Source organism: Stieleria magnilauensis (assembly GCA_007753675.1).
GTDB classification, from domain to species: Bacteria; Planctomycetota; Planctomycetia; order Pirellulales; family Pirellulaceae; genus Stieleria; species Stieleria magnilauensis.
In genome coordinates this window covers 942,779-960,442 of sequence record CP036432.1, presented here as the reverse complement: position 1 = coordinate 960,442, position 17,664 = coordinate 942,779, and the positions used below count along the sequence as shown (strand labels likewise).

General features: G+C 58.8%; 9 protein-coding genes and 1 pseudogene. 5 read left to right on the top strand and 5 right to left on the bottom strand.

The genetic code is table 11. The annotated features are described in order from the left end of the window. Positions 1-116 precede the first annotated feature (116 nt). Positions 117-710: a 3-isopropylmalate dehydratase small subunit gene (gene leuD, locus TBK1r_RS03480; RefSeq protein ID WP_145207551.1), complete on the bottom strand. Its 594-nt coding sequence runs from the start codon at positions 708-710 to the stop codon at positions 117-119. Positions 711-836: 126 nt separating this feature from the next. Beyond that, on the bottom strand, positions 837-2,261 hold the full coding sequence (gene leuC, locus TBK1r_RS03475) for a 3-isopropylmalate dehydratase large subunit (RefSeq protein ID WP_145207550.1): 1,425 nt from the start codon (positions 2,259-2,261) through the stop codon (positions 837-839). Between the two features lie 486 nt (positions 2,262-2,747). Here leuC and TBK1r_RS03470 point away from each other — a divergent pair, with 486 nt between their 5' ends. Continuing rightward, entirely contained in the window at positions 2,748-3,170 is a 423-nt protein-coding gene (locus TBK1r_RS03470; RefSeq protein ID WP_145207549.1) for a hypothetical protein, read from the top strand. On the opposite strand, the gene queA is transcribed toward TBK1r_RS03470, so the two are convergent. Then, positions 3,139-4,245 carry a tRNA preQ1(34) S-adenosylmethionine ribosyltransferase-isomerase QueA gene (queA, locus tag TBK1r_RS03465; protein ID WP_145207548.1) on the bottom strand — a complete coding sequence of 369 codons (1,107 nt, stop codon included), beginning with the start codon at positions 4,243-4,245 and terminating at the stop codon, positions 3,139-3,141. The genes TBK1r_RS03470 and queA overlap by 32 nt on opposite strands. Positions 4,246-4,494: 249 nt before the next feature. Here queA and TBK1r_RS03460 point away from each other — a divergent pair, with 249 nt between their 5' ends. Further along, positions 4,495-5,601, top strand: coding sequence for a primase-helicase zinc-binding domain-containing protein (locus TBK1r_RS03460; RefSeq protein ID WP_145207547.1), 1,107 nt, complete (start codon positions 4,495-4,497; stop codon positions 5,599-5,601). Between the two features lie 166 nt (positions 5,602-5,767). On the opposite strand, the gene TBK1r_RS38215 is transcribed toward TBK1r_RS03460, so the two are convergent. Together TBK1r_RS38215 and TBK1r_RS03445 are read right to left on the bottom strand one after the other, a co-directional pair. Continuing rightward, positions 5,768-7,210, bottom strand: coding sequence for a hypothetical protein (locus tag TBK1r_RS38215; protein WP_419580926.1), 1,443 nt, complete (start codon positions 7,208-7,210; stop codon positions 5,768-5,770). Between the two features lie 427 nt (positions 7,211-7,637). After that, positions 7,638-13,469: a PVC-type heme-binding CxxCH protein gene (locus TBK1r_RS03445; protein WP_419580925.1), complete on the bottom strand. Its 5,832-nt coding sequence runs from the start codon at positions 13,467-13,469 to the stop codon at positions 7,638-7,640. Between the two features lie 459 nt (positions 13,470-13,928). Between TBK1r_RS03445 and TBK1r_RS38210 the strand changes: the two are divergent. The 3 genes and pseudogenes from TBK1r_RS38210 to TBK1r_RS03435 form a co-directional block, all read left to right on the top strand. Further along, a pseudogene (locus tag TBK1r_RS38210) lies at positions 13,929-14,474 on the top strand (IS110 family transposase); the annotation flags it as partial. Positions 14,475-14,528: 54 nt separating this feature from the next. Beyond that, on the top strand, positions 14,529-15,494 hold the full coding sequence (locus TBK1r_RS38205; RefSeq protein ID WP_419581516.1) for a transposase: 966 nt from the start codon (positions 14,529-14,531) through the stop codon (positions 15,492-15,494). Between the two features lie 579 nt (positions 15,495-16,073). Beyond that, positions 16,074-17,543, top strand: a complete 1,470-nt coding sequence (locus TBK1r_RS03435) for a sulfatase (protein ID WP_145207544.1) — start codon at positions 16,074-16,076, stop codon at positions 17,541-17,543. Positions 17,544-17,664 lie beyond the last annotated feature (121 nt).

Genomic DNA, 17,664 nt, shown 5'->3' with positions numbered 1-17,664 from the left:
GAACACGTGGCGCGGGTTGACGATCACGATCCGCAACGGCATGCACAGCATGCCCCACGATTCAGGGTGGCATGGTCAGCATGCCCTACGATCCGTGATGGCATGGTCAGCATGCCCTACCAGGTTCGGGCGGCTTCGTACTGGGAGATTTTGTCTTCGAACTTGAGGGTTTGTCCGATATCGTCCAAGCCTTGCAGCATCTTGTCGCGGCGGCTGGCGTCGACTTCGAACGACCGCTCCCAACCTTCGCCGTCTTTGACGACTTGATTCTCCAGATCGACGGTCAATTCGTACGTCCCCTTGGCTTTCGCGGTTTCGAACAGATGATCGATATCGGACTCGGCCAACGTGATCGGCAGCACGCCGTTTTTGAAACAGTTGTTGAAGAAAATGTCGGCGAACGAAGGGGCAATCACGCTGCGGAACCCATAATCGTCGAGCGCCCAGACGGCGTGTTCGCGGCTCGATCCGCTGCCGAAATTACGACGGGCGACCAGGATCGAGGCGCCTTTGACGGCGGGCTGGTTCAGTTCAAATTCCGGGTTGGGCGTTTCGCCGTCTTCGAGAAAACGCCAGTCGTAGAACAGGAATTGCCCGAATCCGGTTCGTTCGATCCGTTTGAGAAACTGCTTGGGGATGATTTGATCGGTGTCCACGTTGGCACGATCCATCGTCGCGACGATGCCGGTGTGTTTGGTAAAGCTTTGCATGGTTGATTGAAGAAAGTTGTTTGGTTGAAGTCGCTTCGGAGCTCGGCGGTGAGATCGGCTTGCAGGTGGGTCGTGTCAGGGGATGACAGGCTGGAAGCCGATTCCACGTCTCGTTCGGCAAGTTTTTCAGGACTTGTAGTCCCACTCGCGGATATCGACGAAGTGTCCTTGGATGGCTGCGGCGGCGGCCATCGCGGGGCTGACCAGGTGCGTTCGTCCGCCCTTGCCTTGCCGGCCTTCGAAGTTTCGATTGCTGGTGCTGGCACAGCGTTCGCCCGGCGCCAATTTGTCGGGGTTCATGGCCAAACACATGCTGCAACCGGCTTCCCGCCAATCGAACCCGGCTTCGCGGAAGATCTTGTCCAGGCCTTCGCGTTCGGCATGCACTTTCACTTTACCGCTGCCCGGGACCACCATCGCGTTGACTTTGTCGCTGACGTGGTACCCCTTGATGACTTCGGCGGCCGCCCGCAGGTCTTCGATGCGTGCGTTGGTGCAGGAACCGATGAAGACGCGATCGATCGCGACCTCCTCCATCGCAGTGCTCGCTTGAAGCCCCATGTAGCTGAGCGCGTCGCGGGTGGTTTTCTGATCGGTCGGATCGGAGAAGTCAGCCGGATCGGGTGTCTTGTCTTTGACACTGATCACTTGGCCGGGGTTGGTGCCCCAGGTGACTTGGGGCTGGATGTCGGCACCGTTGAAGTGAAGCGACTTGTCATAGCTCGCTCCGGCGTCGGTGGAGAGTTGTTTCCAGCGGGCGACGGCGGCATCGAAATCGGCCGGTGCTTCGGGCAACCCTTTCAAGTAATCGAAGGTGGTTTGGTCGGGTGCGATCATCCCGGCCCGTGCCCCCGCCTCGATCGACATGTTGCAGACCGTCATGCGCTCTTCCATCGTCAGATTTCGCACACAGTCGCCGGTGTATTCGAGCACATAACCGGTGCCGCCGGCGGTTCCGATCTTGCCGATCAAGTACAAGATCATGTCCTTGGCCGTCACGCCCTTGGGCAATTCGCCGTCGACGCGCAGTTCAAACGTTTTCGGTTTGAATTGCAGCAAGGTTTGCGTCGCCAAGACGTGCTCGACTTCGCTGGTCCCGATCCCAAAGGCGAGGGCGCCGAACGCACCGTGGGTGGCGGTGTGGCTGTCGCCACAGACGATCGTCATGCCGGGTTGAGTGTAGCCGTTTTCGGGGCCGATGACGTGGACGATGCCTTGGCGGACGTCGCCGATGTCGAACAGCTGGACGCCGAATTCGGCACAGTTGTTCCGCAGCGTTTCGATCTGTTTGCGGCTGATCGGGTCGGCGATGGGCAGTGATCGGTCGCTGGTCGGGACATTGTGGTCCGGCGTGGCGAGCGTTCGCTCCGGCCGACGCACTTGACGCCCGTTGATCCGCAGCCCTTCAAAGGCCTGGGGGCTGGTGACTTCGTGAACCAGGTGCAGATCGATGTACAAAATCGCCGGTCCGGATTCCGGTTGGTGGACGACGTGTTGGTCCCAGATTTTGTCTAGCAAGGTCCGCGGGGCGGACGTGTCGGCATCGGTCATAAGTGGGGTGGGGGAAGCGTAGGAATGCTGAAATCGAAGCCTTCACTGTCGGCTGAAAGCTCTGAATTGTCAATGAGCGATCCGGCGACCAGAATGTTCGGGGGTCCGAGCGGGCGACGACGTGTCGGTGCCGCTTCGGATCGTCACGCTCGTGCGACGTTTCTGTCCCGGAAAAAAGGGGTGGCGTCGGAGTCGTGGGGGATCAACCGTGTCACGTGAGGCGGCTGGGGTGGCGGCGGGATCGGATCGTGAGTTGGGAGGCTGTGTGGGATCGCTCAGCGAGGCTGTGGGGGATCGCACGCAGCGAGGCTGCGTCAGGGGATCGCAAGCTGGAAGCTTACGCCACTGGTTCGCAAGCTGGAAGCTTAGGCCACTAGGTCGCAAGCTGGGAGCTTAGGCCACTGGCCCGGTCCCCGGGGGGCTGCCGAGAGCGTAGAATCGGGGCCGTTACCGGATCCCTTTTTACCGCGAAGAATCTACCCGATCATGTTTGTCTGGATCGACCGGCTGCTGCTTTTGGCTCTCGTCCTTGTCGTCGCGGTGCTCACGGTGACCTCGTTGCCGTCGCTCGGGGGCAAAACACTGGGCGGCCAAATGCTGCTGGCCCACATGATGGCCAGCGGGGTCCTGGTGATGGGATTACCCATTTTTGCCCTGTTTTTCCTGCGGTACTTTGTCGCCAAACGGCCGACATCGAGATTTCAGAATCTGGGCTATTTAGCGACGGTGGCGACCGGGCTGATCACCATCGTCACGGTCTTTCTGTGCATGTTGCCGATTCCATCGACGCACCAAATGCACTCCCTGATGTCGATTCACGCCTGGGCGGGGTTTGCGATGATTCCCGCGATCGTGCTGCTGCTGATCGGCGCACGGGCTACACGATCAGCATCGCATCCCCATAGCTGAAGAAGCGATATTCGTTTTCGATCGCTTTGGCGTAGGCTTCGAGAATCAATTCCCGCGAGGCAAAGGCGCTGACCAACACCAGCAAGGTGCTCTTGGGCAGATGGAAATTGGTCATCAGCGTGTCGACGATTTGAAATGGATAGGGCGGCCGGATGAACAGATCGGTCGTTGACGTCCAGGCCCGCAGATCGCCCGGCAAGTCGGCTGCGGCGCTTTCGAGCACCCGGACGCTGGTCGTGCCGACGGCCACGCAGCGACCTCCCGCGGCCCGACGCTCGACGATCAATTCGGCGTTTTCCTCCGTGATCTGCCCCCATTCGGTGTGCATCTCGTGCTCCTCCAACGTCTCGCTGCTGATCGGACGAAACGTCCCCAGTCCGACGTGCAGCGTCACCGATGCCGTTTCCGTTCCCCCGTCGGTGATCTGACCGAGCAGGCTGGGCGTGAAATGCAATCCCGCGGTCGGTGCCGCCACGCTGCCGGGGGTTTTGGCAAACACCGTCTGATAGTTCGAGACGTCCGCATCGACCATGTGCCCGTCGCGAATGTAGGGCGGCAGCGGCACGCGGCCGTAACGATTCAGCCACTGATCGGCACTGGAGGATTCCGACAATTGATTTTCTTCGTCGTTGGCAGCGGCCAGACGATCGGCCGGCGGGCGAGGCAACACGAGCAGGTGCCCGTGCTCGGTCCGCGCGACCACCTCCAGCCGCATGCCGGGCAAGCCGTTGCGATCTTCAATCGTGATCGTCTCGCCGGGAACCAGTTTGCCGCGCGTTTTCGTCAGCACCTCCCAAATGCCCGACCCCGAGTCTTCTCGCAAAAACAAGCCCTGCCAACGACCCTGCGTTCGCGTGCGGAATCCGACCATTCGGGCCGGGATCACGCGACTGTCATTGAGCACCAAGGTGTCTTCGCTGCGCAACAGGTCTGGTAAATCACGCACATGGTGGTGCTCGATCTCGCCGCTGGCCCGATTGACCAACATCAGCCTGGCGTCACTGCGGGTCGTCAGGGGTTCCTGGGCGATCAGTTCGCGGGGCAATTCATAATCATAAAAATCAATTTCGCTCATGGACGAAGTGTAACAAGCCGCGCCGCGATTGAAGATAGGAGGCACGGTGGAACGACCGTCACATCCGGAGCCAGTCGATGCAGCGGGGCGTGGGTCGATCCGACGTGGCCGGAACTCCGCTGCCTCGGCTCGTCACTTGTCGATGGACAATGGAAAGGGCAGCCAGCCTGTTCCGCTGGGGATCGACAGACTGGAAGCCTATCCGACGTTGATCCCTCGTCAGCTGAACTCCGTCCGATCATCGCTGAAATGCCGTTTTACAATCTGGATGAACTCCGTCGAGCCGCCGCGGGACGTTGGGCAGAGATCCTGATCTCCGCCGGCATTCCTGCCCAGGTGCTTGACGGTCGCAACCGCCCCTGCCCCAAGTGCGGCGGACGCGACCGGTTCGCGGCGTTTCCGGATTTGCAGCAACGCGGGGCCGTCCATTGCCGTCACTGCTTTACCCGCGGCTGCGCAATTCCGCCAAGCGACGGGATTGCGACGCTCCGTTGGTGGCTGGGTTGTTCGTTCGCCGAATCGCTGTCGTTCTTAGCCGATGCGGTCGGCGTCGCGCCCGAGCGTGGCGACCATTCGCCGTCGCAGCCGGGCGGCGGCAGTCGGGCGAGTCATCTTGCTGGGCAGCACGCGTCGACCTTCACGTCGTCCTTTCGTACCGATCTGCCCCAACACGTCATTGACGCGCACACCCAATTCGCACGTGACGCCTACCGCCGGATCGATCGACAAACACGTCGCCGACTGGCCGAACAACTGTCCGTCAACGAAAACGCTTTGCGGGCGCTGCGGGTCGGGTTGACCGCCGACGGACAAGGTTCCACCTGGCCGATGCGCAATGAAGCCCACGCGGTGATCGGCGTCCGGATCAGCGGGTTGCCCTGGACCGACCAGTGCCGCGCGAAGTGGTCGCGGCGAGGCAGCCAAAGTGGGATCTTTGTCGCCCGCCGCAGGAAGACAAACGCAACGTCCAACGCGGACTCGACGACGCTGTTCATCACCGAAGGTGCGTCGGACACGGCCGCCGCGATCGGGTTGGGGCTGTGGGTGATTGGACGAGCCAGTTGCAGCGCGTCGACGTTTTTTGTCGACCGTTACATCCATCGCCATCTACCGAGCCGGTTGACGATCATCGCCGACAACGACGAGGCGGGGAAAAACGGAGCCAAGCGGTTGGCGAAGTCGCTTTGCCAAGGCTTGCCAAAATCGCTGTCCGAAGTCGAGGTGATCGTGCCGCCCGCCCCGGCCAATGACTTCCGCGCTTGGGTTGCAGCCGCAACAACCCCGATCAATTTGGCCGACGCCCCAACACTCGCCACCTTCGCCCCGATGAAACAAACGACGTTTGATTTCGGGTGAGTTAGCGAAAGGGGTCAGGCCCAATGCCGCTCAATCGTGAGTGTTTCCAGCAAAAGGGGTCAGGACTCTTTTCTATAAACGCAAAAAAGAGGCCTGACCCCTTTTCCCAAAAAAGCGTCAGCGAGTTCGCTGACGCTTCGAAGGGTTCGCGATCGTTGGTTGCTGCTTAGAAGCAGACGGCTCGGTCGCCGGAGTGAATCTTGTCCAGACTCGTCGGGTCCGTGACCGTGGCGATCGACTGGTTGCCGTTGACGCTGTTGATCAGCAGGTGTGCCACCAGTCGCTCGCCGGTCAAGTACTGGTGATAGACGGTGACGGAAGCTCCGGGACGCATTTCCTGGCCGCTCCGCAAGATCACGCGTCCGGTCCGTTGATCGACACGAACGACCGTCGCGACCGCGTTTTTCCGTTGGACCGGCTGAGGCGTGACCCGTTGGGCTGTGACACGATGAGCCGAGCGGGCTTGGGGCGTTTCGACCGCTTCGGCAGTGTCAACCGGCGGGGCGTTTTGAATCGGAAGTGCGATCGGCTTGGGCAGCGTCTGCTTGGTTGAGGCGTCCGATTTGGCCGAGTCGTCGCTCAGGGACAGCGAGACCGGCTGCGAAATCGACTGGCTCGATTGGGGCTGGTCGTCTTGGACGTTCAACGTTGCGGTGACGGGCGAGATCGTGACCGGCTGAATCGCCATGCCTCCAATCATCTTGACTTGCCCGACTTCGACGTCGCTTTGTTCCACCTTCGCCGCTTGAAACAGCTTCAGGCTGTCGGCGGTGGTGGCGTCCACGCTCGTGGCGTCGCTTGCCGAACCCGCCTCGCTGTCGTCGACTTCGCCCGCCCCATTCACATCAACATCGACATCAACATCGACGTCCACCTCTGGAGCACCCTCGCCCTGGATGCCTTCGGGGTCCGCGGCTCCTTCGCCGGAGATCGGATCGGGCACGACGGGCGGAGGCATCAACTCTTCGGGAATGTCTTCTTCGATCGGGCCGGTTGCACGATTCGGGCAGCACACAAAGAGTGCCTTGGCCGCAGCCGCTCGCACGTCCGCATTGGGTTCCAAGTAGCACCCACTGTCGTCGCGTTCGTAGGCGATTTCGCTCAGACGTTTCGTGACTTTCTCGCTACAGCAGGACGTCGATCCGCATTTGCTGCAACCTTCGCCGTTGGCAGCCGTTTCGATGGCGTCCATTGCCGCCAATCGCACGTCTGGCGTGCAGTCGTCCATCGCCGCGAGCAGGGCGTCGGTGATCTTCCCTTCCTTGTCGTAGCACCCACAACCCATCTTGGCCAGGAACTTGATCGCCTTGATCTTTTGAGCTTTCAAGTCCTCGGCCTGCTTGATCTCCGCAGCGGCTTTGATCGCCGGGTTGGGGGATTCAAGGTTTGCCGGGTCACCGATTCGCTTCAGCGGCGGCTTTCGCTCCAGGCCGGGAAAGTTCCCACGCCGGTTCACGGTGACGTCGCGGATCTTTTGGATGCCCTGAGGAATTCCGATGAACCGCCAAATGGTCGGTACGGGGGCTTCAGGGACTTGTGCCTGAGTCGTGGATGCGGTGGAAATGGCTAACGCTGCCACCGAAATCCAAATGAGATTATTCGTTTTCACCGTCGCATTCCATTGCGGTTTGTGTTTCGATGGCGTTCTGTGTCGCACACGCGTTTCGCTACGTGCCCGTCTATGGTGATCGGCAAATCACCCGCGTGAGTTCATTTGCAAAATGTGACGCGGCACAATCGGAAGCTGGTTTCTGGCGAATCCTGTGAAAGATTGCCGGTTACGCGAATTGCACGATGGGCGTGGTCGGGAAAAGATGGCCAAGCTGGGTTTCGCGAAGTCAAAATAACGAAAACCACCGCCCAGCCACCCAGTTTCACAGCAATCGTTTCACGACCAGAGCCTGCCCAAGTGGCGTACGCTTCCAGCTTGCGCATCCCCTGCGAATCAAGACGGCAAGTAAGCGGGCTGATTCCGTCGACCAACCCCGGGCGGCTTCCGCCACCGCTTCGACGAAAACGTGATGCTGAACGAAGCCTTACTCGTCCTGTTCCGGCTCCAAAATCTCTAGCTTCATGTTTCGAAAGCGCACTTCGGTTTTGCCGCCGCTGTGCAGTTGAAAAGCGATGATGCCGCTTTCAGCGCCGTCGGGATCATGCAAGTCGACACAGAGTTGATCGTTGATACGCGTTTGGATGTGATGCCCCTGGGCAAGGACTTCGTATTTGTTCCAGTCGCCGGGCCGGACGTGTTGCTCGCCCGACTGATCCCACAACAGTTTGCGGCCGTGTTCTTCGTACAGCTTGCCCCACCATCCCTGACCGATGTCAGCCTGGTAACCGGAAACCTCGCCGTCTTCGGCGTGACTGCGAAATTGAATGCCGCTGTTTCCGGCGTTGTCGACCAGTTTGACTTCGACGGTCAAGCGAAAATCTGACGCCGCCAGGTCGCTGACGATCCATTCGTTGCGTTGCAAACCATCGGTGCGTCCGACGAGTTCGCCGTTTTCAACCGACCACAGCGCCGGATCGCCGCGCCAGAGCGAGAGATCGGTCCCGTTGAAGAACGCGGCGGCGTTTTCTTCGGTCGCTCGCATCGGCACTTGTTGTTTTCCACGCAGGTAAGCGATCAGCGAACGGACTTCGTGCGGCGAAAATTGTTTCAACTGATCGTCGGGCATCATCGACTTGTCTGCCGTTGCCCGCTGTTCGATTTCCTCTTTGGGGATCACGACGACGGCATCGGACGTCTGGATTGTCAGCGAAAACTTGTCTTCGGCTTTGATCAGTCCGTTGACCACGCGCCCGTCGTCGACCAGGACAACCGTGGGGACGTATTCCTTGGCCATCACGGCACTGGGATCGACGATGTTGGACAACAAATATTCCAAGTTGGATCGGTTCGATCCCGTCAAGTCGGGGCCGACCTTGAACCCGACGCCGTACAGCACGTGACACTTCATGCAGGTCTTGGCGAACACCGCTCGGCCGAGTTCCAGGTCCGCCGGCGGGTGGTCGGTCGACGCGACCAATTGTTTGTACTCTTCGATCATCGCCAGTTTGTCGGCCGCCGATTCGCGGGCAACTCCCCAAACACTGTCCAGCATCGCGTCGATCTTCTTGTTGCTCAAGAACTGTAACTGACGCACCAGATCGGCGGTCAAGTCCGTGCCGGGAATTTGTTCGGCTTCGATCGCCTCCAGCAAGGCGATCCCCGGCTTCACCCGGGAACAAAGCGTTGCCAGGGCCGAACGCTTTTCGCCCGGGCTGAGTTGTTCGTACACGGCCAGCAGGGCCGGTGCGATCGCGGCGTCGTCATACTGCGCCATCCCACGGATCGCCGTTTCACGCAGCGGCGAGTCGACTTTCAACAACCCGACCAAGGTCGGTACCAAGTCGGGATCGTCGAGATCGAGCAAGGACCGCAGGGCGACTTGTCGCGATGGAAGCGGTGCGGACGGGTCGACGACTTGGGCCCGCATCGCGGCGAGTGCTTTCTGGTCACCAAACGTGACGCCCAAGGCGACGGCCTGTAACCGGACGTCATCGTTTTCGCTGGCCAACAATCGTTCGGCAACCGAACCCCATTGCGGCGGCGCGTCGACCTGTCGTCGCCCTTCCAACGACGATCGGATCGCGTTGATGTACGTCAGTTGCATCGCGGCGTCGGTGGCTTGGCCGAGGCCATCGACGAGGACGGCGAGCGAGTCGTTGCCGCCTTCGCCGATTCGACGCAACATGAACTCTCGCAGCAGCGGGATTCGCTCGCCGGCTGACATCGCCAACGCGATCGCTCGCGCCGGATCAAGATCGGCCAACGGTTCGGCGGCATACCAATACATCAGCGGCAGATTGTGATCGCGGGCATCTTCGGCATGCGACGTCAATGAGTCGAGCAAGTCCCAACGTGAATCCAAGGGCAGTTTCTGTGCTGCCGAAGCGAGGTACAAACGCACGATCGGCGACGGATCGCGGTCGGCCATTGTGACGAACCGTTGCAACAACGCAGCCGAGATTGCGGCGTCCGTCGATTCCATCGCCAACTGGATCGCCCAGCCGCGTACATAGGGGCTTTGATCCGCCATCAGCTGTCGCATCAGGTCTGAGTTCAAACTTCCCGTGACATGCAGTGCCCATGCGGCCCGCAACCGACGCGTGTCGTCGTCGTGGGTTTCAGCGATCTGCCGCAGCCGCATCAGGGCGTCGGATGCGATCGGGCGCTCCGCGGCACGCTCCTGCAAGACGCGTCGACTGTGGCGGACGTACCAATCATTCTGATGCAGCACGCATTCGGCCAACTGCAAATCCGTTGCCGTCGCAAAATCGATCGACGGCGCCGCGGCCCCGACGTCGCCGTAGCTGATCTTGTAGATCCGTCCGTTGCTGCGGTCATGCAGGGTGGATTCGCGGCGGTGACAGGCTTGCATGTCGTACCAGTCGATCATCCAGGCGTTGCCATCGGGTCCGTAACGCAAGTTCAGGATTTGTGAGGCCTGGTCGCCGGTCAACAGAAAATCGGGACCGTGTCGTCCGACATAACCGGATCCGGCGGGCTCCAGAAGATCGACGTTCAGTCGTTGCCCGTGAATGTTGTTCATCATTAGTTGACCGCGATACTCGGCCGGCCAACGATCGCCCAGATAAATCATTGCCCCCGCATGCGCGTGGCCTCCACCGGCGGAATCGGATTTGCTGTTTCCGCCGTGCGGCGTCGCGCCGAGGTAGTGCAGGTGATCGGCGATGGTGACGATGTCGCGATAGGTGTGCGAGTTGAAGTGCTGTCCGCCTTGTCGCTGATAGCGAGCGCCATCGATGATGTGGTACAGGTGCGGGATCACACAGGCCGTGATGAACGCTTGCCCGTGATCATTGAAATCCACGCCCCACGGGTTGCTGGTCCCATGGGCAAAGACTTCGAATTCGTGGCGTGTGGGGTGATACCGCCAAACGCCACAATTGATCGGCGTGCGTTGCTCGTCCGGTGTTCCCGGTTTGCCGACTCTTGAATGGGTGAACACGCCGTGGCAACCGTACAACCAACCATCGGGCCCCCAGATAAATGCGTTGAGGGTTTCGTGGGTGTCTTGATAGCCCCATCCGTCCAACAGAATCTGAGGCTCGGCATCGGGGACGTCGTCACCGTCTTTGTCGGGAATGAACATCAGGTACGGTGCTGCGCCGACCCACACACCGCCGAAGCCGACTTCCAGTCCGCTAACCAAATTGAGTCCTTCGGCAAAAACCTTTCGGCTGTCCAACGATCCGTCGCCGTCGGTGTCTTCGAAGATCAAGATGCGGTCCCGTCCGACGTCGCCTTCGGCTCGGATCGGATATTCATAGGCTTCGGCGATCCAGACACGGCCGCGGTCATCCAACGCCATTGCGATCGGTTGTTGGACGTCAGGTTCGGCGGCACCGACAGCGACGCGAAACCCGTCGGGGACTTGCATGGCATCGGCGGCCTGTTGGGCTTCCAACCCGGCGTGCGGATACTCGTCCGCAGTCAGCACCACCATGGCGGGTGTGGGGCGCGCGGGCGGTTTCTCGTGCAAGCGGAAATCGTCAAAATTGACGTGCCCCCATCCGTCTTGAGATTGGTCGACCAGCCGCACGACGACCTCTTTGCCGACATGGGCTCGCAGGTCCACGATGACGCGTTGCATCGTTTCGCTGTTGGTTCCGTTGCTCTGAAAGAAAACGTTGCCGCTGTCTTTGCGGAGCAATTCTACTCTCGTCGATTCGTGGTCGCCTCCGTTGGACAAAAATGATGCGTAGGGTTGAGAGACGACAAACGGTGCGGAGGTCAATCTTCCCTGTGGCTCGTCCCCAAATTTTTCGTAGCCGCCGATCCAGTATTGGCCGTCATGATTGCTCTGCATGTCTTTGCGACGTGCATTGACGGTGTCTCCCTTGACCGGTTGGCCTTCGAACGCATCACCGGTGGCGGTCCAATCGTCCAGCGTTCCGGTTTCAAACCCCAGATTGAGCACACGTCCGTTGATGTCTTGGGGACGAATCCTGACGTTTGCCGCTTCGTTTGCGGCCACGGCGTTGCGCGGTGCCGGCCCGGCCACGTAGCTGCCATCGGATTTCTTGATTCGCAGGTAGTCGAGTGCGAACATGTACGATTTTTTGGCGTTCGGATTGGCGCCGACGATTTTGACGCCCAACGTGTGCTTGCTTCCTTTTAACGACAGTTTCGGAAACGACAGCACGCCGGTGGTGACCACTTGGCGATCGAAAAGGTCGATGGGGTCACCCAGGGGTTGATCGTCCAGAGACAGCTGGACGATGCCGTAGTCCACGGCACAGGTCAGCACCACATCCAAGTCAATCACTCCCGTTGCCGGTGGCAACTGGATCGTCAACGTGTCTCCCGGTCTGGCATCGGTCCACCACAGTTGAGACTTGCCGCTCCACGTGTCGGCTTGGAAATTCGACATGTCCTGGGCACGCGCCACTCCACCGGTCGTACGGAACTTCAGCGATTCGCCTTCGATCGCACCGACAGCTCGCGCGGTCTTGGGATCGATTTTGGACTTCGGGCCGCGTCGTGCGTTGGCGTTGTCGGCGCTGGGCGGCTCGGGGCCGGTGTACGGTTGGGGTTGGGCAGCCATCCAGTCCGCTTCGCTGACCGATTGGCGCGAATGGCTCAACACATGGGCGCCCTTCATGCCGCCGACGATGATGTCCGGATTGCCGTCGTCGTCTAGATCGTTGACCACGATTTGGCGTCCAATCCCGGCTTCACCATCGGCTTGGTAGGGAACCCAGTCGACTCCGTCTTTGCCGCGAACGAGGCGAAACCAGTAGACCACCGCACCGGCATCCCACATCGGGCTTTGTTTGTGGTGCGACCAATACGTCTTTCCCGTCACGATGTCTTTCAATCCATCGCCGTCGAGATCGGCCAGTTCAACCGAATGGGGCTCGCTGAACAGAACCCCGTATTTGTTTTCCGACGGGTGCGCCCCCATGATCAGATGCTGTTTGAACGTGCGCTGTTCGCCGTCGACGATCTGTTCAAACCAAGACAATCCAAAGTTGTGCGCCGAGTCGCTGGTGATGATGTCGTTGTCCCCGTCGCCGTCGACATCATAGGCGTACATCTCCGCGCCGCCGCTGCCGCCGCAAAGCTTCGCTTCGTGATGCATCCAACGCGAGGTCAACGGGTCGGTTTCTGGTTGTTCGAACCATCCGTTGGCATGGATGATGTCCAACCGGTCGTCACTGTTGACGTCGCCGATTCCCAGTCCGTGCCCAAACCGTGGCGCGGCCATCCGCGGCGAAATGGCATGAAACTGCCATGTTCCCAACGGGTCGTCGGGATCGATGGTGGCGAAACCGAAAAAGCCGTCCCGCGTACAGACCAGTTCAGGCCGTTCATCGCCGAGCAAGTTGATCAATTCGGGCGACTCGTTGGACACCCAGTCAAACACTTGGTGCTTTTTCCAGTGGGCATCGAGTCCCGCCTGCTGGGGATTTTCGTAAACGTACGCCGGCGTGCCTGGGAATCCCACGACGAAGATGTCATTCCACCCGTCGTCGTTGAAGTCATCGATCCACGAGAAAAAGTTGTCCGCATAGCGGTTCATGTCTTGCGGAACCGGCGGATAGATCTCGTGCTTCGATTCGTAATCCGGTCCCTCGAACCAATAGGGTCCATAAACAACATCCTTGACGCCGTCACCGTTGATGTCTCCCGCGGAGACGCCTTCGGAGAAGTAAATTCCGGTCAATTGCTTTCGTTCGAACTGGTGCAGCACATGGTCGTCTGCGGCAGACAGATCAAGGTGGCCAAGAGCGGTAACAATCGAAATCGCGACCCACAGAAGACTGCGAGAGGAAAGCGTGAGGCTGTGATTCTGCATCGGAAGCATGCCGGCGAGGGTGGGGAAGGGAAACGGCGGGGGGACGTATTCTACAACGGCCGTCACGCGGATGCACGTCGCTCCAAGGCCCCGCCTTGCAAGTGGAGTAAGCATCCTGCTTGCCATTCACGCCGTTTTTGGATGTGGATTTTATTACTGCCGGATCTCTCTAAAATTCACTGCCTCCCCTCTCCCCAAAAAATGCCAAACACGCGAAGCGTCGAGCGTTTTTTGGGGAGAGGGGCTGGGGGTGAGGGGCAACACATAGGGGCCGCAATGGTATCAAGTACAACCGCCCAACCGTATGTTCTGCGCCCGGTGAGATGGCTACAAAATCGATCCCCAGCCCCCTCATCCCCAGCCCTGGTATGCCCCTAGATCGTGAAAAATCTAGACAAAGACCATTCGAGTGCTCAATTGGAAGAACTTTTCAACACTTCCAATTTGTAGAGAACTCAAATGGCCGTTACGAAAAAATCTAGTCGAAAATCCGCCTGCAAGGCTACCAAGCGACGCTACATCGGAAAGCCATCCGGTGTCATCCAGGAACGAGTCCAACAGGCAGGCCCTCAGAAATTCGGTATCGTTTCGGTGGACTGTGCCAAGCGACGGTCGATCTGGATGCTCTGTGACTTCTTTGGTCGTGTCATTGTCGAACCAACTTCGGTCGAGCACAGTGCTGGCGCTCTCGCAGCAATGGTCCAACTCGTTGATGCAGCTTGTCAAGCCGAAGGGATCCTCGACTCCATTGTCGCCGTCGAGATGACCGGTGTCTACCACAAACCCGTGCAGCAAGCGTTTCGCAAAGCGGGGTACGACACAAGGACGGTTCACCCCTTCGCGTCTTCGCACTATCGAGAGACGCTTCACCCCAACAATAAGACTGACCCTAACGATCTCGAAGCGATTTTTCACGCCGCCATCAACGGATACGGATTGGCGATCTTGCCCGTTGATGAAACCCACCTGTCACTGCAACGTCTTTGTCGGCAGCGTCGCAATTTGGTCAAGCAACGCGCACGGGTGCAAGTACAGTTGCGAGCGTTATTGCATCAATCCATGCCTGGCTACGCGGATCTTTGGGATGATGACAAACTCTTCAACGGATCGATTGCGATGATCATCGCGAAACAATTCCCGTCTGACGAGGCGATCAAAAAAGCGAAGCAAACCGGCATGGCAAAGTACCTTCGCAAGAACAAGACTCGAGTTCAAAAAACAACACTCGACAAGATCTTTGCGTGGAGTGCTCAGGCAGTTCAACCCGATCCGTTGTACCCGTTGTTGACCAAGCAATGGAAACAGCTAAATGAGATACGCGAATTGCTCAACGAACAGATCAGCCAGATTGAACAAGAAACGGCGCATTTTCTCGTGAAAACGCCATATATATTGCTTCTCTCTGTCACTGGGATCAACGTTGTTTCCGCAGGTGAGTATGCGGGCGAAGCTGGACCGATCGAGCACTATGCAACTGCCATTGCGATCAACGGACGCGCCGGGCTTTACCCTGCTCGATACCAAAGTGATGAAATTGACCGAAGCGGTTCCGTCGCCAAAAACTGCAATCGTCGACTGCGTTCCGCTTGCATTCTCGTTGCAAAGAACTTGATCAAATGCCATCCGTACTACCGTGGCTTGGCTGCTTTGTGGAAGAGCAAAGATATCTGCACGCTCGATCGCCAGTGTCGAATGGCTAACCGAGCTAACCGAATGGTTTTCCAGATCGTCAGCGGACGCCAAGTGTGGCGAGGTAAGCACGTCGACCGGGAGTGCCTGCTGAAAAAGCTATGGAAGTTTTATATCGAACACGGCACGCCGCTTGATCAAACGGTTGCTGATATGAATGAAGCTCTCAAGTGGCTTCCCAAGTCGGTCTATAGCGAAGAAGCAAAACCCTTCGCCAAGCTGGCAAATAAAAAACGCCGCGGAGCCGTATCGATCGGCGATCTGCTCATTCCTCTTCTGGTTCGACTTGGAGTTCGTCAGGCATCTAAGGTAGAATCAAACTCGTCCGAAGCTTAGGGCCCGCGTTGACTTGTCGTGCTTTCACTTGCACACTGATAACATCGTCTACAGCCCGAGGGCAGACGCGGCTTCTCGAAGCTGCAGTCAACAAGCCCGTGGAAGAAGTGTGATGCTCTGTCAGCGGTTCAAACGCCGGATAAGACAGTGTGAGGCTCCTAAGCTTCGGATATCTACCAGGGTGGCGAGACTGAACCATTCATGCTGACTGAGACGTGCTCAGCAAGCCGACAAGCCATTGGACTTTAAGACTAAAAAAAGTTACCGTAAGGTAATGCCGCTAGGCGTTCGCGCGCACCTCGCCAATGCGAGCTAAATCAAGTTCGGCCATGACAGTGCTTCTCCCCCACAAATCGACAAGCAAGCTTGTTAACGATTTGTGGGGGAGAAGGGTGCCATATCCGTCAGAAATTAAATCGGCGTCCCTCGCCGGCGAACTCCGTCGCATACTTAATTCTCGAATGAGTCAATCTTACCAGCGACATCGCGAGCCACACCGACACGGTGTCCCCAACCCATCGTGTATCTTGTAGGACCTGCGCTACCTTGAACCATCCCGCCCGTTGAGATGCATCCGCGATGAAACAACTGTTCTTCTCCGCCACCGCGTGTTTGCTGCTGGCACTGTCAATCCACCCGAACGCCAGCGCCGAATCCCGCGGCGATCGGATGAACGTGTTGTTCATCATTTCGGATGACCTGACGTACACCGCGTTATCGTGCTACGGAAACACGGTCTGCCAGACTCCCAACATCGACGCATTGGCCGCCAGCGGAACCCGATTCACGCGGGCTTATTGCCAAGGGACCTATTGCGGTCCGTCGCGTGCCTCATTCATGTCGGGGTTCTATCCGCACGCAACGGGGGTGTTGGGATACAAGAATCCGCGACCCCAGATCGGCGACCGCGCGACCTGGTCTCAGCATTTCAAGAACAACGGCTATTATGCCGCGCGGGTCAGCAAGATCTTTCACATGGGGGTTCCCGGTGGGGTCGAAGATCACGGACCGGGGCGTGACTACAACGGAGCCGACGACGTTTTGTCATGGACCGAGCGGTTCAACAGTCCTGGGCCGGAGTGGCGTGCCGCCGGCGATGGCGAGACGTTGGAAGGCAATCCCGATGGCAAGAAACCCGTGGTCGGCGGAAACACGTTCGTCGTGGTCGAAGCCGACGGCGGTGATGACATTCACAGCGACGGCAAGACGGCGGCAAAGGCCTGTGAGTTGATCGCACAGGCGCGTGAAGAACCGTTTTGGTTAGGCGTCGGATTTGTGCGCCCCCACGTGCCCTTCGTCGCGCCGGCGTCTTACTTCCCGCCTTACAAGCCGTACAGCAAATTGGAACTGCCGCCCAAGATCGACGGCGACTGGGACGACATCCCCAAGGCCGGCATCAATTACAAAACCAGCCAAAACATGAAGATGGATGTGCGGCGGCAAAAGAAAGCCGTCGGGGGCTACTATGCGTCGGTCGCCTACATGGACGCTCAGGTCGGCAAGGTGCTCGACGCGCTCAAGTCGTCCGGCCAAGAAGACAACACGATCGTGATCTTCACCAGCGACCACGGCTACCACTTGGGCGAACACGATTTTTGGGCCAAGGTTTCACTGCGAGACGAATCGGCGGGCGTGCCACTGATCATCCGCGTGCCCGGAAAGAAGCCCGCGGTCTGCCACAGCTTTGTCGAACTGTTGGACCTGTACCCGACCGTGGCGTCCCTGTGCGGGTTGCCGATCCCGGAGCATGTGCAAGGCAAAGACATCTCGATGATGTTGGAGGATCCCGAACACCAGGTTCGCGAATTCGCCTTCAGCGTCGCACCGATGCGGAAAGGTTTCTTGGTTCGCGAGGATCGATTTGCGTTCATTCAATACAAGGAAGACGCATCCGGTGGCATGGAGTTATTTGATACCCACGTCGACCCCCAGGGGTATCGAAATCTGATCGATGAACCGGATTACCAAGACGTTGCGGCGAGGATGCGATCGACGCTGGCACAGAAACTGGCCGAAGTTCGCGACAATGATTTATCACGCGGTCGGTGAGTCAGTGGTGGGATGGCTTCCAGCCTGTCGAAGCCGAATTGACAGGCTGGAAGCCTCTCCCACGCTCTCCTTGGTTGCTTGTCGTCGACGCACAGGCGATACTGGAACGATCTGTCCCTCC